Here is a 25,839-nt window from a genome sequence, read left to right on the forward strand (position 1 = left end):
CCGGCTTCAGGACCCCGCCACACCCCCGCACGCCGGTACGACGAAGCCGGAGGTCTCCTCCAGATCGACGTCGCCGTCGGGGCGGACCTCCACCGTCGCGCGCGCCTGCGCCCAGCCCGGGTTGTCCGCCGCCATCCGCTGCTGCAGCACCTGGCGGGGTGAGGTCGCCCGGCAGTCCAGGCAGACCACGTCCGCGATCCGGCCGTGCAGGGCGACCAGGCCCGGGGTGCCGCAGGCCTCGTGCAGGCCGTCGACGTTCTGGGTGATCACCAGGTCCGCGCCCAGCGCGGCCACCGCGCGGTGCCCCGGATTGGGGTCGGCCCTGCGCATCCGCGACCAGCCCAGGTGGCTGCGCGCCCAGTACCGCTGCTGAGCCACCGGGCCCGAGGTGAACTCGCCGAAGGTCATCGGCATCCGGGCCGGCGCCCCCGGCCCCGGTAGTCGGGGATGCCGGAGTCGGTGGAGAGACCGGCGCCGGTGAGCACCACCAGGGGCCGGGTGCGCAGCAGGTCCAGGGCGCGCTCGGCCGGCGTCGTACGGACACCGAGGGCGGCGGGGATGGTCACCGGATCAGCGTACGGTCCCGCACGAGGACGCGGTTGTGTCGCGGACCGGCGCGGATCGGGCTCAGTCCTCGATCAGCGGCACGAACGTGTACTGCCCCGGCGCTCCACGTCCACCTCGCCGTCCCCGGTGCGGGTGACCCGGCACAACTGTCCGCCGAACGGACCGACCAGCACCCCGGCGGGCGCCAGCTGGTCCACCAACGACGGCGGGACGGTCGCCGCGTCGGCCGAGACCAGGATCCGGTCGTACGGGGCCTGCTCGGGCCAGCCCAGCACGCCCGGGCGGGCCCGGACGATCGCAGCCTCGTCCGGTCCGTCCGGTTTGTCCGGTTCGTCCGGCTCTCGACCGACCGTGCCGCGAGCCGCGGCCAGGCGTGCGGCGCCGTACTCCACCAGCGCGGGGACCCGCTCCACGCCGAGCACCCGGCCCGCCGGCGCGACCAGATGTGCGAGCAGCGCCGTGGTCCATCCCGATCCGGAGCCGACGTCGAGCACCCGGTGTCCGGGGCGGGCGTCGAGCGCGGTGAGCAGGTGCAGCACCGTGGTCGGCTGGCTGCAGGTCGACCCGTGCCCGATCGAGAGGGCCCGGTCGTCGTCGGCGAAGCGGTGCTGGCGACGGGGGAGGAAGTCGCGGCGCGGCAGGGCGCTGAGCGCCGCCCGGGCCCGCTGCTCGGGGCTGCCGACGTCCGGCTCCACCGGGAGCCCCTCAGCCGTAGCGCAGGCGCGCCCGCTCGCGTGCCTTCTCCGCCTCGACCTCCCGGTTCTTCGGCGGCGCGGTGGTGACCAGCTCGTCGAGCAGGTGCTGGGTGACATGCGCGATCTCGGCGACCGCCCGGTCGAAGGCCGCCTGGTTGGCCTGGGACGGCTTCGTCGCACCGCTGACCTTGCGGACGAACTGCAGCGCGGCCGCCTCGACCTCGGAGGTGGTGGCGGGCGGCTCGTAGTTGTGCAGCGTCCTGATGTTCCGGCACATGCCGCCGAGCCTACGCCGCGACGTACCACCTCACCCGAGGTCCAGGTAGCGCACCTGCTCCCCGGTCACCAGCACCACCCGGCCGTCCCCGAGGGGCACGGTGCGCACCTGCGCCACGTCCTCGCCGTACTCGACCCGCACCGAGCTCTGCTGGAGGTGACCCTCCACGATCCGGGTCACCGACAGCAGGCCGAGCCGGGTCCGGCCCCACCGTTCGACCACGGTCAGCACGGTGCGGTGCTCCGGCACCCAGGTGAACGCGCGGGGGTCCGCGGTCGCCAGCGCGGTGGCGCCGGCGCCGTAGGAGTGCACGTCGAGCTGGCGCGGGGCGGTCAGGTCGGTGACGTCGAAGAGCCCCATCCGCGCGCCCCATCCGCCGCGCCCCGTGGGGCCCTCCCCGAGGCCGACCATCCGCATGCTGCCCAGCGGGTGCAAGTAGGAGGAGAAGCCGGGGATCTTCAGCGTGCCGATCAGCGTCGGCGCCGCATCGTCGGTGAGGTCGACGGCGTAGAGCGGGTCGACCCGGCGGAAGGTCACCACGATCGCCAGGTCGTCGGACCAGCGCACCGCCTTCAGGTCCTCGCCCACCCCGAGCCGGTCCAGCCGCCCGACCTCGACGAGGTCCGCGCCCTGCCGCTCGAAGGTCACCACCGCGTTGAAGTCCCCGGTCTCGGCGGTGGGGCCGACGGCCACCCGCAGCACGTCCCCGGCCTCGTCCATCGCCCACCGGTCGGCGATCGCCCCCTCCACCTCGCCGGAGGCGACGTGGGTGGCAGCGGTGCCGTCGAGCACGAAGTCGAACAGGTACGTCGTGCCGCCCACCACGGGGTCGGTGAACGCGGCCCGCGACGCGATCGCCCAGGGATCCCCGCCCGGGGTGGCCGCCAGGTAGAGGTGGTCGTCGGACTCGTAGGCGATCGGGGTCGATCCGGTCAGCCCGATCGCGTCCACCTCCTCCGGCGTCGCCGCGTCGAAGCCGACCACCGCGACCGTGTCCAGGCCCAGGTCGTCGGGGGTGAGCGCGACGTCGGCACAGTCCAGCAGCTGCTCGGCCTCACCGTCGGCGACCGTGGACGACGGCAACCAGTCCTCGAGGGTGGACTCCTCGACGAGCCGCCGGTTGTGCTCCAGGGCCCTGCGCTGCCCGCCGACCCGGACCGGCTGCACGAAGCCGAGATCGGGCAGGCCGGTGGAGAGGACCAGCCGGATCGTCGTACCGTGCTGACGCAGCGAGAGCGTCGCGGCGTCGTAGCCGACCTCGTCCACGACCTCGGGAGCGGCCGGGTCGGCGATGTCGACGGTGACCACGCGGGTGCCGGTGCGGGTGCCGGCGTCGTCGCGCGGTGCTGTCGCGTCGGCACCGACCGCGACCACGGTGTCGCCGACCAGCAGGATCTCGGGCGCCTCCAGGCCGGTCAGCCGCAGCGACCCGGCCGCGGGCACCGAGCCACCGAGGGGCCCGGCGCCGTCACCCCCGTCGTCGGCCGGGTCCCGGTCGGCGAGCCGGTGCACCAGCAGGTCGTTGCCGCGCAGCCGGACCAGCACCTCGCCGTCGGTCTTCACCGTGTCCGGCTCGTCGACGCCGGCCTCCTGGACGTTGGTGCCGGTCTCGCTGCTCACCTGGCGGTCGGTGCCCGGCGCCTTCGTGGTGCTGCGGCTCGCCGAGGCGTCGCCCTCCGCGGCCGCGGCCGGGCCGACCCGGTCGCGCAGGTACTGCAGTTCCACCGGGGCGTAGGGCGACCACCCCCATGCGGTGACCAGGCCGAGCCCGCGGTCGACGTAGTGGGCGAGCAGGTCCTCGCAGGAGCCGGCCGCCTCGAGGTCGGCGGTGAACGCGGCACGGGTCGGGTCCGTGGTCGACGTACCGCCTGAGGTGGGGGCGGCGGAGAGCCGCGCGCCGGCGAGGAACGCGGCGGCCAGCGCGGTGACGGTGAGGACCGTGAGCAGCGGGCCGAGCAGCCGCCGGCGGCCGCGGTCGGTGTCGCGCATGGTCTCGGTGTCCACCCCGGTGCCCCGTCTGTGTGGCCGGACCGGTTCGCTCCGGTCCTGATGGGGGTACGACGCGGACCCGGACCCGGAGGTTCCATCGGCTCGGCGGTGATGCCACGATGCCGTGCATGGCATCCCCGGCCGAGCGCCCGCACGACATCGTCCTCTTCGGAGCCACCGGCTTCACCGGTGGCCTGGTCGCCGACTACCTCGCCGAGCACGCACCCGACGGGGTGCGCTGGGCGCTGGCCGGTCGCAACCCCGGCAAGCTGGAGCAGGCGCGGGCCCGGCTCGCCGAGGCCCACCCGGAGCGGCCCTCGCTGGCCGACCTGCCGCTGCTCGTCGCCGACGCCGCCGACGAGGCGGGGCTGGCCGAGGTCGCCGCCGCCACCCGCGTGGTGATCACCACCGTCGGTCCCTACCAGCAGTTCGGTGCCCCGCTGGTCGCCGCATGCGCCGCGGCCGGCACCGACTACGTCGACCTCACCGGCGAGCCGGAGTTCGTCGACAAGATGTACGTCGATCACCACGCCACCGCGGTCGCCAGCGGCGCGCGCCTGGTGCACGCCTGCGGGTTCGACTCGATCCCGCACGACCTCGGCGCCTACTTCACCGTCGAGCAGCTCGCGGCCGCCTGCGGTGGCACCATCACCGACCCGGTCCGGATGCGCGGCGTGGTGCGGGCCGGCGCCAGCTTCTCCGGCGGCACCTTCCACTCCGCGATCGGCGCCTTCTCCCGCGGGAAGCAGATGAAGGAGGCCTACGCCGCCCGCCGCCGCGCGGAGCCCCGTCCGGAGGGTCGCCGCAGCCGCGCCGTCGCCGGGAAGCCGCACCGCGACAAGCTGCTCGGCTACTGGCTGCTGCCGATGCCGACGATCGACCCGATGGTGGTGGCCCGCAGCGGCGCCGCGCTGGACGCCTACGGCCCCGACTTCCGCTACAGCCACTTCGCCGGCACCAAGACGCTGCGCTACGCCGCCGGGGGTGCGCTCGGCGTCGGTGCGATGGCGGTGGCATCGCAGGTGTCGCCGCTGCGCAACCAGCTGCTCAAGCGGATCCCCCAGGGTGAGGGCCCGAGCGAGCAGCGTCGGGAGAAGTCCTGGTTCACCGTCGACTTCGTCGCGGAGACCGTCCCGGCCTCCGGCCGGCCCGTCACCGTGCGGACGCGGGTCTCCGGCGGGGACCCCGGCTACACCGAGACCTCGATGATGCTGGCCGAGTCGGCGCTCTGTCTCGCCCTCGACGACCTGCCGGAGACCTCCGGCCAGGTCACCACCGCCACCGCGATGGGGGACGCGCTGCTGCGCCGCCTGCAGGACGGCGGGCTCACCTTCGAGGTGCGCTGAGCCCGGCCCGGCCCGGCCCGGCCCGGCCCGGCCCGATCTGACCCGGCTCAGACGGGGGTGAGCGGCAGCGACCGCCGGGGCTCGAACGCGAAGCCGGCGCCGGTGGAGAAGCGGGTGACCGCGACGGCGTCGTCCTCCCGGGCGGGCTCGTCGCGCCGGACCACGGTGCAGCGCCAGCCGTCGGTGCCGTCGGTGAGTGGGCTGACCTCCACGTCGAAGTGGGGATCGAGGGCGCGCACCACCGCCTGCAGCGGACCGACGTCGTCGGGGTCGACCAGTGAGACCCAGGCGCCGTCCTCGTCGGCCGGCCCGCGTCGTACCTCGACGGCGGTGGCGTCGGCGGTGATGCCGGCGTTGACGTAGGCGGCCGGGTTGAGCAGCGGGTGCAGCGCGAGTAGCCGGGTCGCCCCGTCCGGGGTGGCGGGCAGGTCGAGGGCGCGGGCGAGGCGCTCGGCGGCGATCCCGGCGACGCCGGTGAGCTGCTTGCGACGGATCCGCCGCGTGCCGGCCTCGTCGGTGCGGGCGGAGACCGCGACGGTGAAGGCGCGGTCGAGGAGGTGCATCTGCAGGCACACCTCGTCGGCGATCCGGGCCAGCGCGGACCCGGAGAAGGCGCCGAAGTCGACGTCGGAGAGGAGCGGGCCGGTGTAGTCGGAGAGGCCGTCGTCCTCGGTGTCGATCGGGGCGAGCTCCAAGGTGGCGGCCCGGGACCGCTGCACCACGGCCAGCGCGGCGATCCCCTCCACCGGCGGGTGCGACTCGTCGATGATCACGGTCCAGGCGCAGTGGGGTTTGCGGCCGGCCGGCACCCGCGGCGGGCGGTGGATCGGCCGGACCTGGGCGCGCGGGTTGCTGGCCACGGCGGTGGCGTCGAAGGTCGGGTCCTCGATGTCGTGGCACATGGAGACCACGAACTCCTCGCCCATCGGCTCCACGTCCATCAGCGCGCCGCAGTGGTCGAGGTGGAACTCGCCGTTCCACCGGTCGTGCACGGTGTAGCGGAAGTCCATGAACTGCGGCGGGGCGCCGATGTCGAGCTGGAGTCCCTTGAAGATGGTCACCACGTCGCCGGTGCCGGGCCGCTCCGGCGCGTAGCCGAGCGCCTCCTGCATCCGCCGGGTGTAGATGGGGGAGGAGGCCGCCCACTCCTCGATCGCGATCTGTGCCATCTCCTCGCGGCCGAACGCCGAGATGCACCACGCCATCCCGGAGCGGTCGATGAGCTGCCCGATCAGCAGCAGCTCCGGTACGACGACCGCGAGCTCGGCGCGGCTCAACCCGGCGTAGCGGCTGGGAACCGGAGCGGTCACGGTGGTGCCCATCGTGCTCCTCCGGTCAGCCGCTCAGGCCGAGCCGGCCGGCGATCTTGTCCAGGTGGCCGAGCACGGTCGCCTCGTCGGCGTCCGGGACGCCCCAGATCAGCTCGGAGGCGCCGGCGGCGGTCCAGTCGGCGAAGTCCTCCTCGGTGGGCTTCTTGGCGACCAGGACCCGGACGTCGGGCTCGCCGTCGCGGCCGGCCTCGGCCCACTCCTTGCGCAGCAGCGCCGCCTTGTCGGCGATGTCGGTCTCGATGGGGGTGGTCATCCAGCCGTCGGCGTTGGCCGCGATCCACTTCATCGTCTTCGGTCCGCCGCCGGCGCCGATGATCACCGGCACCCGGCCCTGCGGGGGCTTCGGGTAGGCCCAGGACGGGCCGAAGGAGACGAACTCGCCGTCGTAGGACGCCTCGTCCTGGGTCCACAGCGCGCGCATCGCCTCCAGGTACTCCTTGAGCACGGTGCGGCGCTTGTTCGCGGGGACGTGGTGGTCGGTCAGTTCGTCGGTGTTCCACCCGAAGCCGGCGCCGATGGTGACCCGTCCGCCGGAGAGGTGGTCCAGGGTCGCGATCGACTTCGCCAGCGTGATCGGGTCGGACTCGACCGGGAGCGCGACGGCGGTGGAGAGACCGATCCGGGTGGTGACCGCGGCCGCGGTGGCCAGCGAGACCCACGGGTCGAGGGTGCGCAGGTAGCGGTCGTCGGGCAGGTCGTCGCCGCCGGTGGGGTGGGCGGCGTCGCGGCGCACCGGGATGTGGGTGTGCTCGGGGACGTAGAGCGTGGCGAAGCCACGCTCCTCGGCGGCCTTCGCGAGGGCCGCCGGCGTGATCCCGCGGTCGGAGGTGAACAGCACGATGCCATGGCGCATGGAGCCCACCTTAGAACGTGTTCTAAGGATTGGGAACACCTGACTGGACACTTGTCTGATCACGGAAGGCGACACGACGTACGACGCGCAGCGCGCGGCTCAGGAGGCCGAGGAGTTGGCGGGGCGGACGGTGCTGATCCCCGGCGCCGGCGTCCTACGTGGCGGCGCTGTATGCCTGGCTGGTCTCGGATGCGGCCGTCGGCGTGACCGGCGAGGTCCTAGTGGGTGTCGGTGGGTCGCCGCCAGCCCGCGCTCGACCCACGCGCGGAGGACGGTGTCGCCCATGAGGCCATGCGCCGATTCTGCAAGGGGCCGCCGACATGGGGTCCTGCGCGACCGGCTCAGGTGAGTGCGAGTTGGAGCTGGAGGTGGGCGGGGTGGGGGTAGAGCTCGCCGTGGATGGTGCCGTCGCGGGCGCGGATGAGTTCGACTCTGGTGGTGCCGTGGGGTGTGACGACGCGGGCCAGGCCATGCGGGGTGACCCAGCGGTGGGCGGCGAGTCCGAGTGGGTGGACCTGGTAGCCGCCGGTGTGGGTCTTGGTCCGGTGGTGCGCCCTGGTCAACGGGGTGGTGTTCAGGTCACTCGTCTGACCACTGGTCTGAGCGGGCTGGCCGGGCGGCCCACTGCTGTCGTAGGGGGTGGCGTGGTCCAGGTCCACCCGGCTCGAGAGGCCGGTGGCGCTGGCGCTGTGCGGGAACCCGTCCCCGGCCGCGTGGCGTAGGAGCACCCGTTGCCGCATGACGGTCGGGTGCTCATAGGCGGTGACGGTCTGGATGGTGTTGAGGTCGATCACCGGTTGGAGTCGGATCTCGCGGTGTCGGAGCAGGACGGTGAGCTGCTCGAGGAGCAGCGGCCCGAGCCCTTCGACCCGCGCCACACCACTCACACCGTCTCCGCCGAGGGCCCGCAACGCCAGCGCGGAGAGGTGCACGTGCAGCACCGCCGACCGACGCCGACCCCGCGGCTTGACCCCACCCGCGGGCTCATCACGGTCGGCGTGCTCGGCTGGATCGAGGCCGTCGAGGAACGCGACCGCGTCATGCGGCCGGGACAGCAACTCGAACGCTTGGGCACGCAACTCGCGGCGCGAGGGCTTCTCCTCGCCGTCGGTGGGCTCGGCGTGCTCGGCGAGTGCGTCGGCGAGGTCGTCGAGGACCGCGTCGATCTCGACCGCTGTCCCGATCGGGAGGCGGGCGTTGATCCGCCGCGTCCCCGGCTGGGCATCCAGCACGTCAACCGCGTCGCCGGCGCGGGTGCGGGACAACCAGACACCGGTCTTGGCGTCCTCCGCAGCGATCCGGGCACGGTGGGCGTCGGGGTCGGCCTCGATCACCTTCGCCTCCGCGACCGTGAGCATCCGCTGTGGACCCTCGCCGACCGCGGCAGCGACCGCGCGGTCGACCAACCCGACCCGGTCACGGTCCAGTGGCCGGGACAGCTTGGCGGCCTTCAACGCCGCCCACGGCTCGCACTCCCCGCCAAGCACCCGCGCCCAGGTCAGCGGGAGGCGGTGGCGCAGGTTCAGCACGTCACCGGCGAGGTGACGGGTCGCGATCACACCCTTCTCCAGTGCGATCGCGAGCTCTCCGAAACAGAGCTCGGCGACCTCCGGCGTTCCCTCACCGCCCACGGCGATCAGCCGGTCCCCGCCGTGCTTGACCGGCACCGCTCCCGGCATCGCCTGGGGTCCTCCCCGTGCCGGTCGCACCAGGCCAGCACCACCCGGAGCTGCTCGACCTCCATCGCCCGCTGCGCCCGCACCCCTGACTCCGCCGCAGCCAGCAGCTGCGTTGTCGAGAGATCGTCGGGGAGCGAAGCCATGCCTCCATTGTATCGAACACCAGTTCGAATCACTAGCGGCATGCGGCGCTTGTGACACGGCTTGGGGATGTGGGCGCACCGCCGGACCGTGCGGGAGGATGTTGCGGGTGGCGCGCTCACGGCTATAGCCTGGACAAATGTCTGGTCAGGTGTACGAGGCGCCGCGGCGCGGACTCAACCCGCGTCAGGTCGAGACCGTCCAGAAGCTGATGGCCGCCGGGCTGGCCGAGCTGCGCGAGACCGGACGGGACGCGATGACGATCCGCACCGTCGCCCAACGCGCCGGCGTCTCGCCAGCGACCGCCTACACCTACCTCTCCTCCAAGAACCACCTCTTCGCCGAGCTCTTCTGGCGCCACCTCGCGGCGGACCAGGAGGCCCCGGTGGCCGGGACCGGCGTCCGCGAGCGGCTGGGCGCGACCTTCGAGGCGCTCACCTCCCGGATCGTGGAGGAGCCCGAGCTCGCGGCCGCGGTGACGCCGGCGTTGCTCGGCTCGGACCCGGACGTCGAGCGGCTGCGGCTTCGGATCGGCGGGGAGTTCGTCAACCGCTTCGAGCGGGCGCTGCGCAATCCCGAGGCGCCCGATGAGCCGGTCGACCCGGCGGTGCTCGACGCACTCGTCCTGATCTGGTCCGGCGCCCTGCTCCAGGCCGGCATGGGCGTGATCGGCTACGACGACATCGCCGAGCGCCTGGCTTCCGTGGTCTCGGTCCTGCTGCGCGACCGGGCCTGACGGATCGGGGCCGCCGTGCGTTACACCGAGCTCGCGGCCGGAACCCCGGTGCTGACCGCCGCGGTGACCGGGCCGGACCTGGCGGCGTCCGGCTACCTGGAGGCCGAGTACCGCGCGGAGGGCACGGTCGTCCGGTTCGATGCCTCCGGCAGAGCGTGCGGGGCCACCGAGGCTGCCACGCGGATCGTCGTACGGGCTCCGGAGGCGCCGGAGCGCGCCAGCGGCGTCGTGGTCGTGGAGTGGCTCAATGTCAGCAGTGGCAACGACGTCGCACCCGACTACACCTACCTCGCCGAGGAGATCGTCCGCCGTGGGCACGCCTGGGTGGGCGTCTCCGCCCAGTACGTCGGCGTCGAGGGCGGTCGGCCGAGTGTGGGGGAGATCGCCGGGCCCAACGGTCTGCGCCACCTCGACCCGGACCGGTACGGCGACCTGCACCACCCCGGCGATGCCTACGCCTACCACCTCTTCGCCCGCATCGCCGCCACGCTCGACGCCCCCGGAGCGCCGCTGGAACGCCACGAGGTCGGCCGCCGGATCGCGATCGGGGAGTCGCAGTCGGCCTTCGCGCTGACCGCCTACCTCGGCCTGCTCCCCGCCGCCGACGCCGAGCTCGGCGTCTTCGACGCCTACCTGGTGCACAGCCGTGGCCGGGCAGGACTCGGCCGCGGCGATGTCGGTGCGCCGGCCGATCTCGACCTCCTGCGCGCCGGCCCGACCGCCCTCCTGCCCGAGCTCGACGTCCCGGTGATCACGGTGCAGACCGAGACCGACGTGCTCTCCCCACGCTTCGCCTACGTCGACGCGCGCCAGCCCGACGGGCCGTGGCGCCGGTGTTGGGAGGTCGCCGGCACCGCGCATGCCGACCGTTGGCAGGTCGGGGAGTTCGAGGAGTTCCTCGGCTGCCCCGAGCCGGTCAACCGCGGCCAGCAGGTCTTCGTGCTGCGCGCCGCGCTGCGATGGTTGGAGCGGTGGGTGGACGACGCCACGGCGCCCCCGGCATCAGAGCCGCTCGCCGTCGATGACGACCGTTTCGTGCTGGACGAGCTGGGAAATGCCCGCGGCGGCGTGCGCACGCCTGCGGTCGAGGCGCCGACCCAGGTGTTGACCGGCCTGCTCGGCGACGACGTGTCGCTGATGTGCCGGCTGTTCGGGGCGACACGGGCGGTGCCCGTCGCGTCGCTGCGGGCTCGCCACGCCTCGGTCGAGGACTACCTGGACACCTATGGCGCGGCCGTCGATGCCGCGATCGACGCGGGCTTCGTGCTCGCCGAGGACCGCGAGGCGCTGCTCGCCGAGGCGCGCCCCGACCTGGTCCGCGACGCGATCGCTCACGCCTGAGCCTCGACGCCTGAGCCGCGACGCCTGAGCCTCGCCGGCCGGCCGGGCCCTCTGCTGAGCCGACGGGCTGGCCGCAGCCCCTTGCGAGAACCTGTTCCACGTCCTAATCTGGACACGTGTCCAGTCTAATGGCCAGTCGGGGCTCCGCGACCGGCGAGTTCCGGTTCGACCCCTACGACTACGACTTCCACGAGGACCCGTACCCGACGTACGCCTGGCTGCGGGAGCACTCGCCCGTCCACCACGCCCCGATCGACGACATCTGGGTGATCTCGCGCCACGCCGACGTCTTCGACGTGCTGCGCCGCGACGATGTCTTCTCCAACCGCATGGGGGTCTCGCTGGACGCCACCGCCTGGAACCCCGACGCGCACAAGGTGATGAGCTTCCTCGGGCTCGACGGGGACGAGCAGGCCCGGATCCGGCGACTGGTCTCCAAGGCCTTCACTCCGCGCCGGGTCAAGGAGCTCGCCCCCGAGGTGCAGTCGCTGACCGAGCGCTACCTGGAACGCACCTTCGCCGCCAACGCCGCGCACGGCGAGGCCGACTGGATCGCCGACTTCGCCGGCAAGCTCCCGATGGACGTCATCTCCGAGATGATGGGCGTGCCGGAGGCCGACCGCGACGAGGTACGACGCCTGGCCGACCTGGTCGTCCACCGCGAGGACGGCGTACGAGACGTGCCGGCCGCGGGCATGGAGGCCTCGATCCAGCTCTTCGGCTACTACGGCGACATGGTCAAGCAGCGTCGCGCGAACCCCACCGACGACCTCACCTCCGCCCTGCTCGCCGCCGAGCTGGACGGCGAGAAGCTGCACGACGGGGAGGTGATGGCGTTCTTGTTCCTGATGGTGGTCGCCGGCAACGAGACCACCACCAAGCTGCTCGGCAACGCGCTCTTCCACCTGAGCGCGCACCCCGAGCAGCGCGCCCAAGTGCTCGCCGACCACGCCGACGACGAGGCCCGCGGTGCCCAGGTGGCGGGGTGGATCGAGGAGACGCTGCGCCACGACACCTCCAGCCAGATGCTGGCCCGCTACGTCGTCGAGGACACCGAGGTGGCCGGCGTCGTCATCCCCGGAGGCTCCAAGGCACTGGTCCTGCTCGGTTCGGCCAACCGTGACGAGGACGTGTTCACCGAGCCGACCGACTTCGACATCAATCGCGAGAAGACCGAGCTGAGCCAGATCCTCAGCTTCGGCACCGGCCGCCACTTCTGCCTCGGCGCCAACCTGGCCCGCCTGGAGGCGCGCGTGGTGCTGAGCGAGCTGGTGCGTCGCGTCGAGCACTTCGAGGTGCACGCCGACCGCGCCGTCCGCGTGCACTCGACGAGCGTGCGGGGCTTCGCCTCGCTGCCGGTCACCTTCACCGAGCGGGGGCAGTGATGCCGAAGCCCGTGCATCCCGATCGCCGGCCCGCCGTCGTCGCCGGCGCTTCGTCGGGGATCGGAGCCGAGACCGCGAAGGCGCTGGCCGCGGCCGGCTTCCCGGTGGCGCTCGGCGCCCGCCGCGTGGACAAGCTGGAGGAGGTCGCGGAGGCCATCCGCACCGCCGGCGGAGAGGTCTTCGTGCATCCCCTCGACGTCGCCTCGACCGCGTCGGTCGAGAAGTTCTCCGCTGCGGTGACGGCATCGCTCGGGGAGGCCGAGGTCGTCGTGTGCAACGCCGGCCTGCTCGCTCCGGGCAGCGTCATCGACGCCACCACCGACCAGCTGGCCGCCGAGTTCGACGTCAACGTGATCGGCGCGCACCGGCTGATCCGTGCGTTCGGGACGCCGATGGTCGACCGGCAACGGGGCGACCTGGTCTTCGTCTCCTCCGACACGGCGCTGCGGGCGCGGCCCTTCATGCGGGGCTACAGCGCCACGAAGTCCGGCCTCGAGGGGCTGGTGGAGGCGCTGCAGATGGAGCTGGAGGGCAGCGGCGTGCGCGCGTCCGTCGTACGGCCCGGTCCGACGTGGTCGGAGATGGGGTCGGACTGGGACGCCGAGGCCGGCGCGAAGGTCCTCAACGAGTGGGTCAAGTGGGGCCATGCCCGCCACCCCCACTTCCTCAAGGCCACCGCGATCGCCGACGCGATCGTGACCGTCGTCAGCGCGCCCCGGGGCGTGCACATCAGTCCTGTCGACGTGAATCCCGAAGCACCAGTGGAGAAGAAGTCATGACCGCGACGATGAACGAGAAGCTGGCCGACATCCCCGAGGTCTCCACCGTCCTCGACGACCAGGACCCCTCGGTCCCCGACATCATCAAGGGGACCGGCCACCTGCCCGAGATGCGGGTCGACCCGATCGCCCTCTTCCACCGGGTCCGCGACGAGTGCGGCGACCTCGGCCGCTTCCGGCTGGCCGACAAGGACGTCGTCCTGGTCACCGGCGCCGAGGCCAACGAGGCCTTCTTCCGGGCGCCCGACGACGTGCTGGACCAAGCGGCGGCGTACCCGTTCATGACGCCGATCTTCGGCAAGGGCGTGGTCTTCGACGCCTCGCCGGAGGAGCGGCAGCAGATGCTGAAGAACCAGGCGCTGCGCGGGGACATGATGCGCGGTCACGCGCAGACGATCGAGGCCGAGATCCGACGGATGGTCGCCGACTGGGGCGAGGAGGGCGAGATCGACCTGCTCGACTTCTTCGCCGAGCTGACCATCTACACCACCTCCGCGTGCCTGATCGGCAAGCCGTTCCGCGACCAGCTCGACGGTTCGTTCGCCGAGATCTACCACCGGCTCGAGCACGGCACCGACGCGATCGCCTACGTCGACGCCTACGCCGACATCGAGAGCTTCCGGGTGCGCGACCGGGCCCGGGAGGAGCTGGTCGCGAAGGTGCAGGCGATCCTGGACGCGCGGCTCGCCCGGGGCGAGGTGCCCAAGGAGGAGCGCGACCTGCTGGACGTGCTGATCGCGGTGGGCATGGACGCCGACTACATCACCGGCATCTTCATCTCGATGATGTTCGCCGGGCACCACACCTCCTCGGGCACCGCCTCCTGGGCGATGATCGAGATGCTGCGCCACCCCGCGGTGATGGCCGACGTGGTCGCCGAGCTCGACGAGCTCTACGCCCCCGGCGCCGACGGCACTGCGCCGGAGGTCTCCTTCCAGGCGCTCCGCTCGATCCCGGTCCTGGAGTCGGCCCTGAAGGAGACCCTGCGGCTGCACCCGCCGCTGGTGATCCTGATGCGGCTGGTGCAGGAGGACTTCGAGCTCCTCGGCCACACCATCCCGGCCGGCACCGTGGTCGCCTCCTCGCCCCGGGTCTCCAACCGGATCGAGGAGGACTTCCCCAGGGCCGCGCAGTTCGACCCGGCACGGTACGTCGACCCGCGCCAGGAGGACCTGCAGAACCGCTGGACCTGGATCCCGTTCGGCGCCGGCAAGCACCGCTGCGTCGGCAACGCCTTCGCGATGATGCAGATGAAGGCGATCTTCTCGGTCATCCTGCGCGACTTCACCTTCGAGCCGGTGCAGCCGCTGGACTCCTACGCCGACGACTTCACCAAGATGGTCATCCAGCTCGCCCAGCCGGCGCGGGTCCGCTACCGCCGGCGACGGGGGTGACCCGGCGATGGGCTTCAAGGTCGTCGCCGACCTCGGCGTCTGCCAGGGGCACCAGATGTGCCAGGGCGAGGCGCCGGACGTGTTCGGGTTCGACGAGGCCACCGACGTGGTCGTCGTGCTCGACGAGCATCCCGACGGGTCGCGCCGCGAGGACGTGACCACGGCCGTGAGGTACTGCCCGGCCTTCGCACTCTCCATCGAAGAAGAGGACTGAACCGCATGAGCGACAAGCTGACCCGCCCCGAGATCGAGGAGTTCTGGGGCACCTGGCTCCAGATCAACCGCGACGTCGAGGCAAGTGGCGACTGGCGGCCGATGGCCGAGTGGTTCGCCGAGGACGCCACCTACGGCTGGATGCTCACACCCGACGAGCACTTCATGGCCGTCGGCCGCGACCAGATCCGGGACTGGGCCATCGGCATCGAGATGGACGGCTTCGACGGCTGGCACTACGACTACGTATGCACCGTGATCGACGAGGAGAAGGCGATGGTCGTCGGCTTCTGGAAGCAGCGGTCGGGGATCATCGACGACGCCACCGGCACCGAGTTCGAGATCACCGGTCTGGGTGGTTCCTGGTTCGGTCTCAAGCGCGTCACCGAGGGTGCTGACGCCGGGCAGATCAAGATCGACTGGCAGCGCGACTGGTTCGACTTCGGCTCGATGGCCCACTCGATGATGGAGATCGTCGGCTCGGGGAAGGCGCCCCAGTCCCTCCGCGACCGGATGAAGGTGTTCGGCCACGAGGTGCCCGGGCACTACCACCTGAAGGACCTGCCCTCGACCGTGTGGCCGCCGCCGGTCGAGGCCGGGAAGTACGTCACCCAGCAGGCCGCCCCCGCTCCGGCCGATCCCGCCTCCGACGCTGCCTCCGACGCGGGGGCCACCGCGTGAGCGCGCTGCCGCCGCCGGCGCAGCAGCTGATCGACGGCAAGCTCGTCGGGGCGTCCGACGGGGCGTCGTACCCGATCTGGAACCCGGCGACCGGGGAGGAGATCGGCACCGCTCCCGACGGCACCGTCGCCGACCTGGACGCCGCCGTCGCGGCCGCCCGGCGGGCGTTCGACGAGACCGCCTGGTCGACCGACCGCGCGCTGCGGGTCCGCTGCCTGCGCCAGCTGCACGCCGCGCTCCTCGACGACGCGGAGGCCTTCAAGGCGCTCACCACCGCCGAGGTCGGGATGCCCGGCTTCATGATGGGCGCCGCCGGCTTCGACGTACCCGTGGACGGGCTGCAGTGGGTCACCGACCTGGCCGAGGCCTACGAGTTCGAGTCCGACCTCGGCGTCGCCTCCCCGATGGGCATCGCGTCGCGCCGCACCGTACGACGCGAGCCGGTCGGCGTGGTCGGCGCGATCACGCCGTGGAACGTGCCGACGCAGATCAACCTCGCCAAGATCGGACCCGCCCTGGCCGCCGGCTGCACCGTGGTGCTCAAGCCGGCGCCGGACACCCCGTGGGTCGCCGCCGAGCTCGGCCGCCTGGTCGCCGAGCACACCGACATCCCGCCCGGCGTCTTCAACGTGGTCACGCCGAGGTCGAACGACGTCGCGTCCGTGCTGGCCACCGACCCGCGGGTGGACATGGTCTCCTTCACCGGCTCGACCGGCGTGGGTAGGGCGATCATGGCCGCGGCCGCGCCCACCCTGAAGAAGGTCTTCCTCGAGCTCGGCGGCAAGTCCGCCGCGATCGCCCTCGACGACGCCGACGTGGCCGCCGTGGCAGGTGCCACCGCCTTCGCCGCCTGCATCCACGCCGGCCAGGGATGCGCGATCACCACCCGGCTGATCGTGCCGCGGGACCGCTACGAGGAGGCGGTGGAGGTGGCCGCGGCGACGATGGAGTCGATCGGCGCCAAGGACCCCGCCGACCCCGGCGCCATCTGCGGCCCGGTGATCTCGCCGGTGCAGCGCGAGCGGGTCGCGTCCTACTTCGACGTCGCACTGGCCGAGGGCGGCCGCTTCGCCACCGGCGGCGCGGTCATCGACCGGCCCGGCAACTGGGTCCAGCCGACCGTGGTGGCCGGACTGGACAACTCCAGCCGACTCGCCCAGGAGGAGATCTTCGGCCCGGTCCTGGTCGTCATCGCCCACGACGGCGACGACGACGCGGTGCGGCTGGCCAACGACTCGGCGTACGGACTCTCCGGCTCGGTCGACTCGGCCTCGCTCGACCGGGCCCGGGCCGTCGCGGCGCGGATCCGCACCGGCACCCTCGCCGTGAACGGCGGCGTCTGGTTCAGCCCCGACGCCCCCTTCGGCGGCTACAAGCAGTCCGGGATCGGGCGGGAGATGGGCGTGGCCGGGTTCGAGGAGTACTTGGAGACGAAGACGATCGCGGAGCCGGCGTGAGGCTGCGGGTTTCACCGGCTGACCGGTGAAACCCGCACGACACGCCGTGTAGCGGCCCCGAAAGTGCGGGTTTCCCCGGATAACCGGTGAAACCTGTGACAGATGTGACAAGGAGAACCATGCGTTTCGAGAACAAGGTCGTCATCGTCACCGGTGCCGCCCAAGGCATCGGTGAGGCCTACGCCAGGGCCCTGGCGGCCGAGGGTGCGGCGGTCGTGGTGGCGGACATGAACGAGGAGTCCGGCGCGAAGGTGGCCGCCTCCATCAACGAGTCCGGTGGGCGCGCGCTCTTCGTCTCCTGCGACGTCTCCAGCGCCGAGTCCGCCGAGGCGTTGGTGCAGCGGACCGTCGCGGAGTTCGGCGGGATCGACCACCTGGTCAACAACGCCGCGATCTACGGGGCGATGGAGTTCAACCTGCTGATCAGCGTCGACTGGGACTACTACCGCCGCTTCATGAGCGTGAACATGGACGGCGCGCTGGTGATGACCCGTGCGGTCTACCCCGAGATCGCCAAGCGCGGGGCGGGGCGGTCGTCAACCAGTCGAGCACCGCCGCCTACCTCTACTCCGGCTTCTACGGCCTGGCCAAGGCCGGGATCAACAGCCTCACCCAGCAGCTCGCCCACGAGCTCGGCGGCCAGAAGATCCGGGTCAACGCGATCGCGCCCGGGCCGACCGCCACCGAGGCGACCCGGGTCCAGGCCGGCGACGCCGCTCAGGACATCGTCCGCAACTCGCTGGCGCTGAAGCGGATGGGGTCGGTCGACGACATGGTCGGCGCCTGCCTGTTCCTGCTCTCCGACGACGCCTCCTGGGTCACCGGCCAGATCCTGGCCGTCGACGGCGGCCAGACCTTCCGGCTCTGATCGACGACGGGACGGGACAATGACGACGGTCGTCGGATTCGTCGGACTCGGCAACATCGGCAAACCGATGGCGCTGCGCCTGGCATCGCAACAGCAGGCCGCGGACCTCGACGTCTGGGTGTACGACGTCGCGCCGGAGCCGCTCGAGGAGGCACGTGCCGCCGGGGCCGGCGTCGCCGCCGGCGTCGCTGCGATGGCGGCGCGCAGCGACGTGCTGTGCGTGATGGTGCGCGACGACGAGCAGGTCCGGGAGGTCCTCGGTGAGGTGCTGGGGGTGGCCGGTGACCGGCTGACCGTGCTGATCCACTCCACGGTCGCGCCGAGCACGCCGGGGGAGCTGGCCGACACGGCGGCGACCCACGGGGTCACCGTGCTGGACGCACCGGTGTCCGGCGGGGCGATGGGCGCCGCGGACGGGTCGTTGGCGCTGATGGTGGGTGGCACGGCGGCGGGCTTCGCCGCGGCGGCGCCGGTGCTGAACGTCCTCGGGTCGAAGGTCGTGCATGCCGGTCCGGTAGGTGCCGGGACCCGGTTCAAGCTGGCCCGCAACATGCTGCACTTCATCTCGTTCACCGCGGCGACCGAGGCGCAACGGTTGGCCGAGGCGGCCGGGCTGGACCTGCGCGACCTGGGTGACGTCGTACGGCACACCGATGCGATCACCGGCGGGGCCGGGGCGATCATGCACCGCGACACCACGGCGCCGCTGGACCCGGACGACTTCTGGTACGGCGTCTTCGACAACGTCACCTCGCTCGGGCTGAAGGACCTCGGGTTCGCCCTGGAGCTCGCCGAGGGACTCGGGGTGGAGGTGCCGCTGGCCGAGCTGGCGGTCGAACGGCTGGGGCCGGGGCTGGGTCTGCCCCAGCCCGCCGCCGACGCAGCGGCCGAAGCGCCGGACGACCACTCCGCCGACCACTCCGCCGACCACTCCGACAGCGACACCCACCATCACCACGGCCCGGCAGACGAGGAGCACGGATGAGCAAGTTCGAGGACCTTCCCGAGATCCGCCGACGCGGGCTGGAGAAGATGGAGGAGGTCTACGGCTTCGAGATGACCGACGGCACCGGCGACTTCTTCGGCTACACCGTCGAGCACCTCTTCGGCGACATCTGGCAGCGGCCGGGGCTCAGCACCCGCGACCGTCGGCTGTTCCTGATCGGCATGCTGGTGGGCCAGCGCGCCAACGACGTGCTCGGCATCCAGATCCCGGCGGCCCTCGCGAACGGCGAGCTGGACGAGGAGGCGCTGCGCGAGCTGGTGATCCTGGCCTGCCACTACGACGGCTGGCCGAACGGCTCCCGGATGAACTCGGTCGTCGAGGACACGATCGCCAAGGCGGCGAAGGCGAGGGCGAGGGCGGCGGAGGCTGCCGAGTCGCCGGAAGCGGACGGCTGACCCACTGCCGAGCCGCCCGGCCGATGCGCTGCCGGCCCGCCGGCGGAGCGTCTGCCGAGGCCGGCGACGGCAGAGCGTCTCACCACGAACCGGTGTCGGTTGCGTCGTCTCGGCCGAGGTGAATAGGGTCGAATGCGACTGGAGGCTCGCATGGGCGGTGGTCGGCCGGAGGGAGGCCGGACACCGGGGCGGCTCCAGGTGAACCGGGTCCTGCGCGCTCCCGTCGGGCCCGTACTCGGGAGGGAACCACCATGTATCGAGCCCTGCTCAGCTTCGTCCTGTCCGCCTCCGTCGCCGCGGGAGCCTGGCTGGCCGCCGCACCGGCCGCGCAGGCCGCACCGGTCGGAGCCGACACGACCACGACGTCCGCGGTGACCACCCGTGCCGGGAGCGCGAAGAGCTGCCAGCCCCTGGCCGCCGCCGCGAGCCGGGCCGGCAAGGCCCGCGTGCAGGCGCGTCGCGCCGTCCAGCAGCGGCAGCGTGCGCTGACCCGTGCCCGGCGGTCGGGCGGTGACGTGGCGGCGGCCCGCACCTCGGTGAAGAAGGCGGAGCGTCGTCTCGCCGCGACCAAGCAGCGGGCCGGTGCAGCGCGCAAGGCGGAGCGGCTGTGCCTGGCGGTGGCCGCGGACGCGGACAAGGAGACCCTCGGCACGCTCGTGGACGACCTGCTGGAGTCCGCCGGCGTCGCCGAGCTGATCGACTCGCTCGGCTTGGTCAACCTGCTCGACAGCCTCGGCCTGCCGGACCTCTTCGACGCGCTCGGCCTCGGCGCGGTGCTCGGGATGCTCGACGACCTGCTCGGCCTGAGCAGCCTGCTCGACTCGCTCGGACTCGGCACCCTGCTGGACCTGCTCGGTCTCGGGGACCTGCTCTGATCCTGCGACCCGGGGCAGCGTGCACGGCCCGGACCTGCGGCGATGTGACCTGGCTCTCTCGGACGCCGGGGGCGCCGGACCCGGTCCTTCCGTGATGCGGCAGGGTGGAGGCATGACAGTCGCGACCCGGGCGATGACGCCCTCGACGACCGGCACGCACCCCGAGCTCCTCGAGCCGACCGCGCTCACCGGGCTGCTCGACGTGCCGGCCCTCGCGGGCGGAGCCGGCGGTCCCGACGTACGGATCTGGACGCTGGACACCGCGACGGTCCCGAGCGCGGAGCTGGACGAGGCCCGCGCGTGGTTCGACGCCGAGGAGCAGGAGCAGGCCTCGGCGTACGTCCGTGCCGAGCTGCGACACGCCTACGAGGTGGCCCACGCGGCTGCGCGCCGGGTGCTCGGCGCAGTCACCGGTCAGGATCCGGAGGCGGTGACCTGGGGACGCCACGACTGCCCCGGCTGCGGCGAGCCGCACGGCCGGCCGCGGGTGGAGGGCGCCGACGTCGAGTTCTCGCTGGCGCACACCCCCGGGCTGGTCCTGGTGGCGGTCGCCGACCACCCGGTGGGTGTCGACGTCGAGCGTCACCCGGACCCCGCCGAGCTCACCGGCCTGCTCGGGGTGCTCCACCCCGACGAGGTCAGCGAGGTCGAGCAGGCGAGCGACCCGGCCGACGCGGTCCGCCGGTTCACCCGCGCCTGGACGCGCACCGAGGCCTACCTGAAGGGCGTGGGGATCGGTCTGGGCCGCGACCCGCAGACCGACTACCTGGGCACCGCCGCCATCCCCGAACGCGAGATCGACGGATGGCTCGTCCGCGACGTCCGCGCCCCGGAGGGATTCGGCGCGGCCGTGGCCACCCGCCCTCGGTGATCGAGGCCGTCGGCTACCTGGCGGCGCTCGGCGCCGCCTCGATGTGGCTGCCGCAGGCGGCCCGCGCGCTCCGGTACCGGCACGACCCGGCCTCACTCGCCGCGCTCAGCCTGGTGACCTACGGGGTCGCGGTCGCGTTCAACGCGCTGCTGCTCGGCTACGGCGCACTCCGCGACGCCCGGCCGGTGATGCTCGCTGGCGCCGTCAACCTCGCCTGCGCCGCGGTGATCGTGACCGTCGTCCTCGGTGCCCGACGGCGTCGTGTGGTGCAACCGTGAGCCTGGTGCTCGGGTGGTTGGTCGGCCTGGTCGACGTGGCCCAGTTCCTGCCGCAGACCCGGCGCACCCTCCGGATGCGGCACGACCCCGCCGCGCTCTCCGGGCTGAGCGTGTGGACCTGGAGCATCGCCACCGCCCAGGCGCTGGCCTGGATCGTGTACGGCGTCGCCGACGGCCTCTGGGCGATCGCACTGCCGAACCTGGTGATCGCTCCCGCTTGCGCGATCATCCTGGCCGCACGGCTGCGCTCGTCCGGGGCCAGGTCGGATCCGGGCCGGTCCGGCACGACCAAATCAGGGTAGACCCGTCCCAACCGAGACCGATCCGCGCGTGCGCGTGCCAGATTCGAGTGCTGTCCGGCCCGATCTCCAGGAGGCGATCGCGATGTTCACACTCAAACGGATCCAAGGGGCGCTGCCGTCGGCGTCGATGGCGATGGCGATCCTTGCTCTCGTCGTCGCAGCCGCCGGGACCGGCTATGCCGCAGCGACGATCGGCACCAAGGACATCAAGAACGGTGCCGTCACCAGCGCGAAGGTGAAGGACGCGAGTCTCCAGGCCGCGGACCTGGTCAAGGAGAGCAAGTTCCGCTACATAGGTCGACCCGGTGCACCCGCCTTCCGCGACGGCGGGCAGGGCGACTGCGTGTGGCGGTCGGCCGCGGCTGTGATCTCGGGCATCCAGCCACCGGCGTTCCGCAAGGACCGCTTCGGCACGATCCACCTCGTCGGAGTGGTCATCGGAGCGGACGGCCCGGGCGGGGACGCCTCCTGCGACGGGGCGACCGAGTCCGAGGATCCGGTCATCTTCGTCCTTCCGCAGGCCTACCGTCCGGCGCGCACCCTGATCCGGCCCGTGGGTCCTGACGGAAGCATCATCGTCGTGGGGCCGAGCGGGCTGTTCGCCCCCGGGGCCACCCTGCCGCCGGGAGCTGTCGCCTGGGCCGGCGACCCGGAGTTCGGCGCGCTGCTGGACGGGATCTCCTATCAGCCGGCCGGCTCTCGCCTGGTCGCCGGTGGCCCGGTTTCACGGACGACCCCGCAGGGTCGACGCATCCTCGAGCGCCTCGGACTCGGCTGAGTCGGGCTGAGTTGGGCGGACGTGACGCATGCCAGCGCCGGTGACGACGCGGTGCCCCCGGTAGGAGTCGAACCTACGACCTTTCGCTTAGGAGGCGGCTGCTCTATCCACTGAGCTACGGGGGCGTGCAGGTGGCATTGTGGCAGGTTGTACGGCGCCTCCCTGCCGCGCCCCGCCCGCCGCGTCGTCGTGCCGATGACCCGGGACAGGGCCGCCGTGGCGCGGCGCGATTCGGTTGCAGCGCCGTGACCAGCGAGAATGGTCGGCGAGGCCATCAGTAGGAGTTCGCGCCGGCGCTTGTCCGCGACTCGTACCCTGGGCAGGTGCTGCGGCGCACCAGGCCACTGATTCGGCAGTGCCTCGACCACGTCACGTTCGTACCGAGCCCGCCCAGTAGGGGCGCCGACCCACCAGGTGGACGATGAGCCAGGACAACCCGGAGACCTCTCCGGTCGCCGGTGCCCGCAAGGTGGGCACCTCCCGGGCCGCCCGCCGCGGGAAGGCCGGTCGCGGTGGTGCCTCGCGCGGTGGGGGGCGCCGCAAGCGCTACCTGCCCGGGCACACGGTGGCCAAGACGATCACCGCGACCCTGCTGGCGCTCGCGTTGGTCACCGGCGTCGGCGTGGTGCTCCTCTACAACCACTGGAACGGCAACCTCGACCGCTACGACATCACCTCGCAGCTGAAGAACCGGCCGGACAAGAAGGACGTCACCGGGCCGCAGGAGCCGCTCAACATCCTGGTGATGGGCTCCGACACTCGCGAGGGTGAGGGCAACGGCATCGACGGCGAGGCCGGCGGTGGGGTCTCCGACACCACGATCCTGGTGCACCTCTCCGCCAACCGGAAGTTCGCCTACGGCATCTCGATCCCGCGCGACACGCTGGTCGACCGTCCGGACTGCTACGACGAGTCCGGCGAGGTGATCCCGGGGCAGACCGACGCCATGTGGAACGCGGCGTTCGGGGTGGGCGGACCGGCCTGCACCGTCCAGCAGCTCGAACAGGTCAGCGGCATCCGGATCGACAACTACGTCGTCATCGACTTCAGCGGCTTCAAGGACATGGTCAACGCGCTCGACGGCGTCGAGGTCTGCATCCCCGAAGACATCGTCGACACCGAGCACGGCATCACGCTGGAGGCGGGCACCCGGGAGATCAAGGACGACGAGGCGCTCAGCTATGTCCGGCTCCGGCACACCGGTGACGGCACCGACCCGAGCCGGATCAAGCGCCAGCAGGCGTTCCTCGCCGCGATGATCAACAAGGTGCTCTCCGCCGGCACGCTCTCCCGGCCGGACCGGCTGATCGGCTTCATGAACGCGCTCACCGACTCGCTGCAGACCGACTTCGACTCGGTCGGCGAGATGGCCGACCTGGCCGGGAACTTCCAGGGGATCGGCCCCAGCAACGTCAAGTTCGTCACCACCCCATGGGTCTACTCCACGCGCCAGGAGGGCCGGGTCGAGTGGACCGAGGACGTCGAGAAGCTCTGGCAGCTGGTGGTCGACGACGAGCAGCTCACCGAGGAGTTCGTGGAGCAGTCGATCAGCGCGGCCGACGACCCGGAGGGCTCCTCCGCGACCACGGAGGACCCCACCGACACCGCCTCGCCCAGCGACGGCTCGGGCCAGGGCGGCAAGAAGAACGGCAAGAAGAAGGACGGCGGCCTCTCGGACGACCAGCGGGCCGCGGTCGGACTCTGCACCTGACCCCGGGGCCACGATGACCGACGAGCAGTACGACGCCGCCGCGGACCCCGCCGCGCCGGACCCGGCCGACGCCGGGCCGCCCGACGCCGGGCCGACCGACGCCGAACGCCGTGCCGCCGATTGGAGGCGACGTCGCCGCCTGGCCGAGATCTTCGGCGACCCGATGCCCGAGACCACGCGCGACGAGCGTGAACCGGCGCCGGGCGGCCCGGGGGAGTCGGCGTCGGACCGGTGGCTGAAATCGCAGGTGCCGCCCCACCACGGAGGATGAGGCGGCACCCGTCGAGCGAGCGGCGGAGTGAGCCGCGTCGGTCGACCTGCGTCAGGCTCGGTTGGTCAGCGCGTCGCGGATCTCGGTGAGCAGCTCGACCTCGGAGGGCGCCTTCGGGTCGGCCTCCTCGGGGAAGTAGCGCTCCTTCGCCCGCGTGTAGGGCATGACGATCAGGAAGTAGACCACCGCGGCGAGGATCGCGAAGCTCACCACCGCGGTGATGAACGGTCCGACCGCCACGTCGGCCAGGGTGACCTCGTCGAAGTTGGGCTGTCCGCCGATCTTGCCGATGAATCCCATCAGCACATCGGTGAAGGTCGAGACCACCACGGCGAACGAGGTCGCCATGATCAGGCCGACCGCGATCTCCACGAGGTTGCCGCGGAGGAGAAATGCCTTGAAACCGCTCATCGATCCACTCCTTGCAGATGCTCAGACGTCGCTACCCCAGCAGTAGAACCTAACGGCGCACCCAACGGAACGTCACGAACGACGACACGCCGGAGGCCGCCACCGCGTCGGCGGCCGTCACCGGTGCCGCCACGATCACCAGCCGCCCGCCGAGCGATCCCGTCGCCCCGGTCGCGCCTCCTCCCTGTGGTGTCGGCACGGCCAGCACGGTCACCGACTCGGCGACCACCCGGGTCGTCGCCGACGACGGGTCGGTGGCCACCAGGTCGATCAGGTCGCCCGCACCGAGCAGTGCTGCCTGCTCGCTGTCGGAGAGTCGCAGCGGCACCACGACCCGTTCGTCGCCGTCGGGCAACAGTCCGGCGCCGACCACCCGGGCGTCGGTGATCGGCTCGCCGCGGCGTACCGAGCCGGCCAGCACAGCACCGGCGGGAGCGGTGAGGGTGCCGTCCGGGACCGCGCCGTCGGGGAGCTCCCGGACGGTCAGGTCGCCGGCGCCGAGCAGGGCGCCGGCGGGCAGGTCGCGGCTGGCGACGACGACGGTGCTGGTCGCCGGTGCGGTCGGGGCCACCGCGGACAGGCCGGCCGCGACTGCGACGGCGGTGGCCGCGGCGGCGAGCAGGCGGCGCCGGCGCAGCACCCGGCGTCGTACCGAGCGGAGAAGGTCGCCCGCGCGGCGGCGTGGTGGGGCGGGGTCGGTGCGAGGCATGGCCGCGACGCTAGGGCCGCGAGCGGTGGGTCACCAGGGCGCCGGGAGATTCTCCACAGGCACCGCCGGCGGGTGTGCGGCAGCGCTCAGGAGGACGGAGCAGCGGCTGCCGACGACGAGCTGCTCGACCCGCTCGTCGAGGAGCTCCCCGACCCGCTGTTGGAGGAGCTGCCCGCGGCCGCGGGGCTCTTCGAGGAGTCGCCGGACGACCCGCCGGAGGAGCCGGAGGAACCGGCGTCGGTGCCGGAGGCGGCGGTGCTGCTCGACGACGTCGAGGAGCCGCGGCTGTCGGTCTTGTAGAAGCCCGAGCCCTTGAACACGACGCCGACGGCGTTGAACACCTTGCGCAGCCGGCCACGGCACTCCGGGCACTCGGTGAGCGCGTCGTCGGAGAAGCTCTGGACCTGCTCGAAGAAGTGGTCGCACTCCGAGCAGCGGTACTGGTAGGTGGGCATGGGTCGGCTCCTGGGCGGTACGGGACGGGGAAACGGTTAGCACTC

The 25,839-nt window shown here is 72.4% G+C and carries 30 protein-coding genes, 1 tRNA gene and 1 pseudogene; 19 read left to right on the top strand and 13 right to left on the bottom strand.

The features are described 5' to 3' along the window. Nucleotides 1-6: 6 nt before the first annotated feature. The 5 genes from FIV43_RS23365 to FIV43_RS19070 all read right to left on the bottom strand — a co-directional run bounded on the left by FIV43_RS23365 (nt 7) and on the right by FIV43_RS19070 (nt 3,543). Nucleotides 7-408 (bottom strand): Sir2 family NAD-dependent protein deacetylase, encoded by a 402-nt coding sequence (locus FIV43_RS23365; protein WP_269204041.1) that lies wholly within the window; start codon nt 406-408, stop codon nt 7-9. Next, complete coding sequence (locus FIV43_RS22880) at nt 405-566, bottom strand: hypothetical protein (protein WP_231123540.1); 162 nt, start codon at nt 564-566, stop codon at nt 405-407. Before FIV43_RS22880 ends, FIV43_RS23365 begins: the two co-directional genes overlap by 4 nt. 72 nt (nt 567-638) lie before the next feature. Then, on the bottom strand, nt 639-1,262 hold the full coding sequence (locus tag FIV43_RS19060; protein WP_196780888.1) for a protein-L-isoaspartate O-methyltransferase family protein: 624 nt from the start codon (nt 1,260-1,262) through the stop codon (nt 639-641). A 10-nt stretch (nt 1,263-1,272) separates the two neighbouring features. Next, nucleotides 1,273-1,539, bottom strand: a complete 267-nt coding sequence (locus tag FIV43_RS19065) for a DUF2277 domain-containing protein (protein WP_141015391.1) — start codon at nt 1,537-1,539, stop codon at nt 1,273-1,275. A gap of 30 nt (nt 1,540-1,569) precedes the next feature. Continuing rightward, complete coding sequence (locus FIV43_RS19070; protein WP_141015392.1) at nt 1,570-3,543, bottom strand: beta-propeller domain-containing protein; 1,974 nt, start codon at nt 3,541-3,543, stop codon at nt 1,570-1,572. 113 nt (nt 3,544-3,656) lie between these two features. On the opposite strand from FIV43_RS19070, the gene FIV43_RS19075 reads away from it, so the two are divergent. Beyond that, nucleotides 3,657-4,874: a saccharopine dehydrogenase family protein gene (locus FIV43_RS19075; protein WP_141015393.1), complete on the top strand. Its 1,218-nt coding sequence runs from the start codon at nt 3,657-3,659 to the stop codon at nt 4,872-4,874. Between the two features lie 47 nt (nt 4,875-4,921). On the opposite strand, the gene FIV43_RS19080 is transcribed toward FIV43_RS19075, so the two are convergent. From FIV43_RS19080 to FIV43_RS19095, 4 genes are all read right to left on the bottom strand, one after another. After that, nucleotides 4,922-6,196: a hypothetical protein gene (locus FIV43_RS19080; protein WP_141015394.1), complete on the bottom strand. Its 1,275-nt coding sequence runs from the start codon at nt 6,194-6,196 to the stop codon at nt 4,922-4,924. Nucleotides 6,197-6,209: 13 nt separating this feature from the next. After that, nucleotides 6,210-7,058 (bottom strand): LLM class F420-dependent oxidoreductase, encoded by an 849-nt coding sequence (locus tag FIV43_RS19085; RefSeq protein WP_141015395.1) that lies wholly within the window; start codon nt 7,056-7,058, stop codon nt 6,210-6,212. A gap of 341 nt (nt 7,059-7,399) precedes the next feature. Continuing rightward, nucleotides 7,400-8,737 carry a hypothetical protein gene (locus FIV43_RS19090; RefSeq protein WP_141015396.1) on the bottom strand — a complete coding sequence of 446 codons (1,338 nt, stop codon included), beginning with the start codon at nt 8,735-8,737 and terminating at the stop codon, nt 7,400-7,402. Then, nucleotides 8,695-8,880, bottom strand: a complete 186-nt coding sequence (locus tag FIV43_RS19095; protein ID WP_141015397.1) for a hypothetical protein — start codon at nt 8,878-8,880, stop codon at nt 8,695-8,697. The genes FIV43_RS19090 and FIV43_RS19095 overlap by 43 nt, the downstream gene beginning before the upstream one ends. 137 nt (nt 8,881-9,017) lie before the next feature. Between FIV43_RS19095 and FIV43_RS19100 the strand changes: the two genes are divergently transcribed. The 16 genes and pseudogenes from FIV43_RS19100 to FIV43_RS19175 all read left to right on the top strand — a co-directional run bounded on the left by FIV43_RS19100 (nt 9,018) and on the right by FIV43_RS19175 (nt 22,237). Beyond that, entirely contained in the window at nt 9,018-9,614 is a 597-nt protein-coding gene (locus tag FIV43_RS19100) for a TetR/AcrR family transcriptional regulator (RefSeq protein ID WP_141015398.1), read from the top strand. A gap of 15 nt (nt 9,615-9,629) precedes the next feature. Continuing rightward, nucleotides 9,630-10,955, top strand: coding sequence for an alpha/beta hydrolase domain-containing protein (locus FIV43_RS19105; protein WP_196780889.1), 1,326 nt, complete (start codon nt 9,630-9,632; stop codon nt 10,953-10,955). Between the two features lie 116 nt (nt 10,956-11,071). Further along, nucleotides 11,072-12,340, top strand: a complete 1,269-nt coding sequence (locus tag FIV43_RS19110) for a cytochrome P450 (RefSeq protein ID WP_231123541.1) — start codon at nt 11,072-11,074, stop codon at nt 12,338-12,340. Then, on the top strand, nt 12,340-13,119 hold the full coding sequence (locus FIV43_RS19115; protein ID WP_141015399.1) for an SDR family oxidoreductase: 780 nt from the start codon (nt 12,340-12,342) through the stop codon (nt 13,117-13,119). The genes FIV43_RS19110 and FIV43_RS19115 overlap by 1 nt, the downstream gene beginning before the upstream one ends. After that, nucleotides 13,116-14,513 (top strand): cytochrome P450, encoded by a 1,398-nt coding sequence (locus FIV43_RS19120; protein ID WP_231123542.1) that lies wholly within the window; start codon nt 13,116-13,118, stop codon nt 14,511-14,513. Before FIV43_RS19115 ends, FIV43_RS19120 begins: the two co-directional genes overlap by 4 nt. 7 nt (nt 14,514-14,520) lie before the next feature. Further along, nucleotides 14,521-14,727, top strand: a complete 207-nt coding sequence (locus FIV43_RS19125; RefSeq protein ID WP_141015400.1) for a ferredoxin — start codon at nt 14,521-14,523, stop codon at nt 14,725-14,727. Between the two features lie 5 nt (nt 14,728-14,732). Next, nucleotides 14,733-15,407, top strand: a complete 675-nt coding sequence (locus FIV43_RS19130; RefSeq protein WP_181407591.1) for a nuclear transport factor 2-like protein — start codon at nt 14,733-14,735, stop codon at nt 15,405-15,407. Further along, a complete protein-coding gene (locus tag FIV43_RS19135; RefSeq protein ID WP_141015401.1) occupies nt 15,404-16,864 on the top strand; it encodes an aldehyde dehydrogenase in 1,461 nt (486 codons plus the stop codon). Before FIV43_RS19130 ends, FIV43_RS19135 begins: the two co-directional genes overlap by 4 nt. 119 nt (nt 16,865-16,983) lie before the next feature. Further along, nucleotides 16,984-17,732, top strand: a pseudogene (locus FIV43_RS19140) (SDR family oxidoreductase). 19 nt (nt 17,733-17,751) lie between these two features. Beyond that, entirely contained in the window at nt 17,752-18,717 is a 966-nt protein-coding gene (locus FIV43_RS19145; protein WP_141015402.1) for an NAD(P)-dependent oxidoreductase, read from the top strand. Then, on the top strand, nt 18,714-19,133 hold the full coding sequence (locus tag FIV43_RS19150; RefSeq protein WP_141015403.1) for a carboxymuconolactone decarboxylase family protein: 420 nt from the start codon (nt 18,714-18,716) through the stop codon (nt 19,131-19,133). Before FIV43_RS19145 ends, FIV43_RS19150 begins: the two co-directional genes overlap by 4 nt. Nucleotides 19,134-19,384: 251 nt before the next feature. Next, nucleotides 19,385-20,008 (top strand): hypothetical protein, encoded by a 624-nt coding sequence (locus tag FIV43_RS19155; RefSeq protein WP_141015404.1) that lies wholly within the window; start codon nt 19,385-19,387, stop codon nt 20,006-20,008. Nucleotides 20,009-20,120: 112 nt separating this feature from the next. After that, nucleotides 20,121-20,879 carry a 4'-phosphopantetheinyl transferase family protein gene (locus FIV43_RS19160; protein ID WP_181407592.1) on the top strand — a complete coding sequence of 253 codons (759 nt, stop codon included), beginning with the start codon at nt 20,121-20,123 and terminating at the stop codon, nt 20,877-20,879. Next, nucleotides 20,876-21,157 carry a SemiSWEET family sugar transporter gene (locus tag FIV43_RS19165; protein ID WP_141015406.1) on the top strand — a complete coding sequence of 94 codons (282 nt, stop codon included), beginning with the start codon at nt 20,876-20,878 and terminating at the stop codon, nt 21,155-21,157. The genes FIV43_RS19160 and FIV43_RS19165 overlap by 4 nt, the downstream gene beginning before the upstream one ends. Further along, complete coding sequence (locus FIV43_RS19170) at nt 21,154-21,459, top strand: PQ-loop repeat-containing protein (RefSeq protein WP_141015407.1); 306 nt, start codon at nt 21,154-21,156, stop codon at nt 21,457-21,459. The genes FIV43_RS19165 and FIV43_RS19170 overlap by 4 nt, the downstream gene beginning before the upstream one ends. Before the next feature lie 82 nt (nt 21,460-21,541). Next, a complete protein-coding gene (locus tag FIV43_RS19175; RefSeq protein ID WP_141015408.1) occupies nt 21,542-22,237 on the top strand; it encodes a hypothetical protein in 696 nt (231 codons plus the stop codon). Nucleotides 22,238-22,289: 52 nt separating this feature from the next. Here FIV43_RS19175 and FIV43_RS19180 read toward each other — a convergent pair. After that, nucleotides 22,290-22,362: transfer RNA gene (locus FIV43_RS19180), tRNA-Arg, on the bottom strand. 296 nt (nt 22,363-22,658) lie between these two features. On the opposite strand from FIV43_RS19180, the gene FIV43_RS19185 reads away from it, so the two are divergent. Further along, a complete protein-coding gene (locus tag FIV43_RS19185) occupies nt 22,659-23,948 on the top strand; it encodes an LCP family protein (protein ID WP_141015409.1) in 1,290 nt (429 codons plus the stop codon). Between the two features lie 13 nt (nt 23,949-23,961). Then, nucleotides 23,962-24,219 carry a hypothetical protein gene (locus FIV43_RS19190; RefSeq protein WP_141015410.1) on the top strand — a complete coding sequence of 86 codons (258 nt, stop codon included), beginning with the start codon at nt 23,962-23,964 and terminating at the stop codon, nt 24,217-24,219. A gap of 51 nt (nt 24,220-24,270) precedes the next feature. On the opposite strand, the gene FIV43_RS19195 is transcribed toward FIV43_RS19190, so the two are convergent. From FIV43_RS19195 to FIV43_RS19205, 3 genes are all read right to left on the bottom strand, one after another. Beyond that, nucleotides 24,271-24,630: an MscL family protein gene (locus tag FIV43_RS19195; protein ID WP_141015411.1), complete on the bottom strand. Its 360-nt coding sequence runs from the start codon at nt 24,628-24,630 to the stop codon at nt 24,271-24,273. 49 nt (nt 24,631-24,679) lie between these two features. Further along, nucleotides 24,680-25,339, bottom strand: a complete 660-nt coding sequence (locus FIV43_RS19200) for an SAF domain-containing protein (RefSeq protein WP_141015412.1) — start codon at nt 25,337-25,339, stop codon at nt 24,680-24,682. An 86-nt stretch (nt 25,340-25,425) separates the two neighbouring features. After that, a complete protein-coding gene (locus FIV43_RS19205) occupies nt 25,426-25,794 on the bottom strand; it encodes an FmdB family zinc ribbon protein (protein WP_141015413.1) in 369 nt (122 codons plus the stop codon). Between the last annotated feature and the right edge of the window lie 45 nt (nt 25,795-25,839).

The organism is Nocardioides sambongensis (genome assembly GCF_006494815.1).
GTDB lineage: Bacteria > Actinomycetota > Actinomycetes > Propionibacteriales > Nocardioidaceae > Nocardioides > Nocardioides sambongensis.

What these genes read in the sequence shown, in the direction of transcription:
- FIV43_RS19085 (WP_141015395.1), bottom strand. Translation starts at nt 7,058, where the DNA reads ATGCGCCATGGCATCGTGCTGTTCACCTCCGACCGCGGGATCACGCCG.
- FIV43_RS19115 (WP_141015399.1), top strand. Translation starts at nt 12,340, where the DNA reads ATGCCGAAGCCCGTGCATCCCGATCGCCGGCCCGCCGTCGTCGCCGGC.
- FIV43_RS19195 (WP_141015411.1), bottom strand. Translation starts at nt 24,630, where the DNA reads ATGAGCGGTTTCAAGGCATTTCTCCTCCGCGGCAACCTCGTGGAGATC.
- FIV43_RS19175 (WP_141015408.1), top strand. Translation starts at nt 21,542, where the DNA reads ATGTTCACACTCAAACGGATCCAAGGGGCGCTGCCGTCGGCGTCGATG.
- FIV43_RS19095 (WP_141015397.1), bottom strand. Translation starts at nt 8,880, where the DNA reads ATGGCTTCGCTCCCCGACGATCTCTCGACAACGCAGCTGCTGGCTGCG.
- FIV43_RS19065 (WP_141015391.1), bottom strand. Translation starts at nt 1,539, where the DNA reads ATGTGCCGGAACATCAGGACGCTGCACAACTACGAGCCGCCCGCCACC.
- FIV43_RS19080 (WP_141015394.1), bottom strand. Translation starts at nt 6,196, where the DNA reads ATGGGCACCACCGTGACCGCTCCGGTTCCCAGCCGCTACGCCGGGTTG.
- FIV43_RS23365 (WP_269204041.1), bottom strand. Translation starts at nt 408, where the DNA reads ATGACCTTCGGCGAGTTCACCTCGGGCCCGGTGGCTCAGCAGCGGTAC.
- FIV43_RS19190 (WP_141015410.1), top strand. Translation starts at nt 23,962, where the DNA reads ATGACCGACGAGCAGTACGACGCCGCCGCGGACCCCGCCGCGCCGGAC.
- FIV43_RS19100 (WP_141015398.1), top strand. Translation starts at nt 9,018, where the DNA reads ATGTCTGGTCAGGTGTACGAGGCGCCGCGGCGCGGACTCAACCCGCGT.
- FIV43_RS19125 (WP_141015400.1), top strand. Translation starts at nt 14,521, where the DNA reads ATGGGCTTCAAGGTCGTCGCCGACCTCGGCGTCTGCCAGGGGCACCAG.
- FIV43_RS19155 (WP_141015404.1), top strand. Translation starts at nt 19,385, where the DNA reads ATGTATCGAGCCCTGCTCAGCTTCGTCCTGTCCGCCTCCGTCGCCGCG.
- FIV43_RS19090 (WP_141015396.1), bottom strand. Translation starts at nt 8,737, where the DNA reads ATGCCGGGAGCGGTGCCGGTCAAGCACGGCGGGGACCGGCTGATCGCC.
- FIV43_RS19160 (WP_181407592.1), top strand. Translation starts at nt 20,121, where the DNA reads ATGACAGTCGCGACCCGGGCGATGACGCCCTCGACGACCGGCACGCAC.
- FIV43_RS19130 (WP_181407591.1), top strand. Translation starts at nt 14,733, where the DNA reads ATGAGCGACAAGCTGACCCGCCCCGAGATCGAGGAGTTCTGGGGCACC.
- FIV43_RS19145 (WP_141015402.1), top strand. Translation starts at nt 17,752, where the DNA reads ATGACGACGGTCGTCGGATTCGTCGGACTCGGCAACATCGGCAAACCG.
- FIV43_RS19185 (WP_141015409.1), top strand. Translation starts at nt 22,659, where the DNA reads ATGAGCCAGGACAACCCGGAGACCTCTCCGGTCGCCGGTGCCCGCAAG.
- FIV43_RS19150 (WP_141015403.1), top strand. Translation starts at nt 18,714, where the DNA reads ATGAGCAAGTTCGAGGACCTTCCCGAGATCCGCCGACGCGGGCTGGAG.
- FIV43_RS19200 (WP_141015412.1), bottom strand. Translation starts at nt 25,339, where the DNA reads ATGCCTCGCACCGACCCCGCCCCACCACGCCGCCGCGCGGGCGACCTT.
- FIV43_RS19205 (WP_141015413.1), bottom strand. Translation starts at nt 25,794, where the DNA reads ATGCCCACCTACCAGTACCGCTGCTCGGAGTGCGACCACTTCTTCGAG.
- FIV43_RS19075 (WP_141015393.1), top strand. Translation starts at nt 3,657, where the DNA reads ATGGCATCCCCGGCCGAGCGCCCGCACGACATCGTCCTCTTCGGAGCC.
- FIV43_RS19120 (WP_231123542.1), top strand. Translation starts at nt 13,116, where the DNA reads ATGACCGCGACGATGAACGAGAAGCTGGCCGACATCCCCGAGGTCTCC.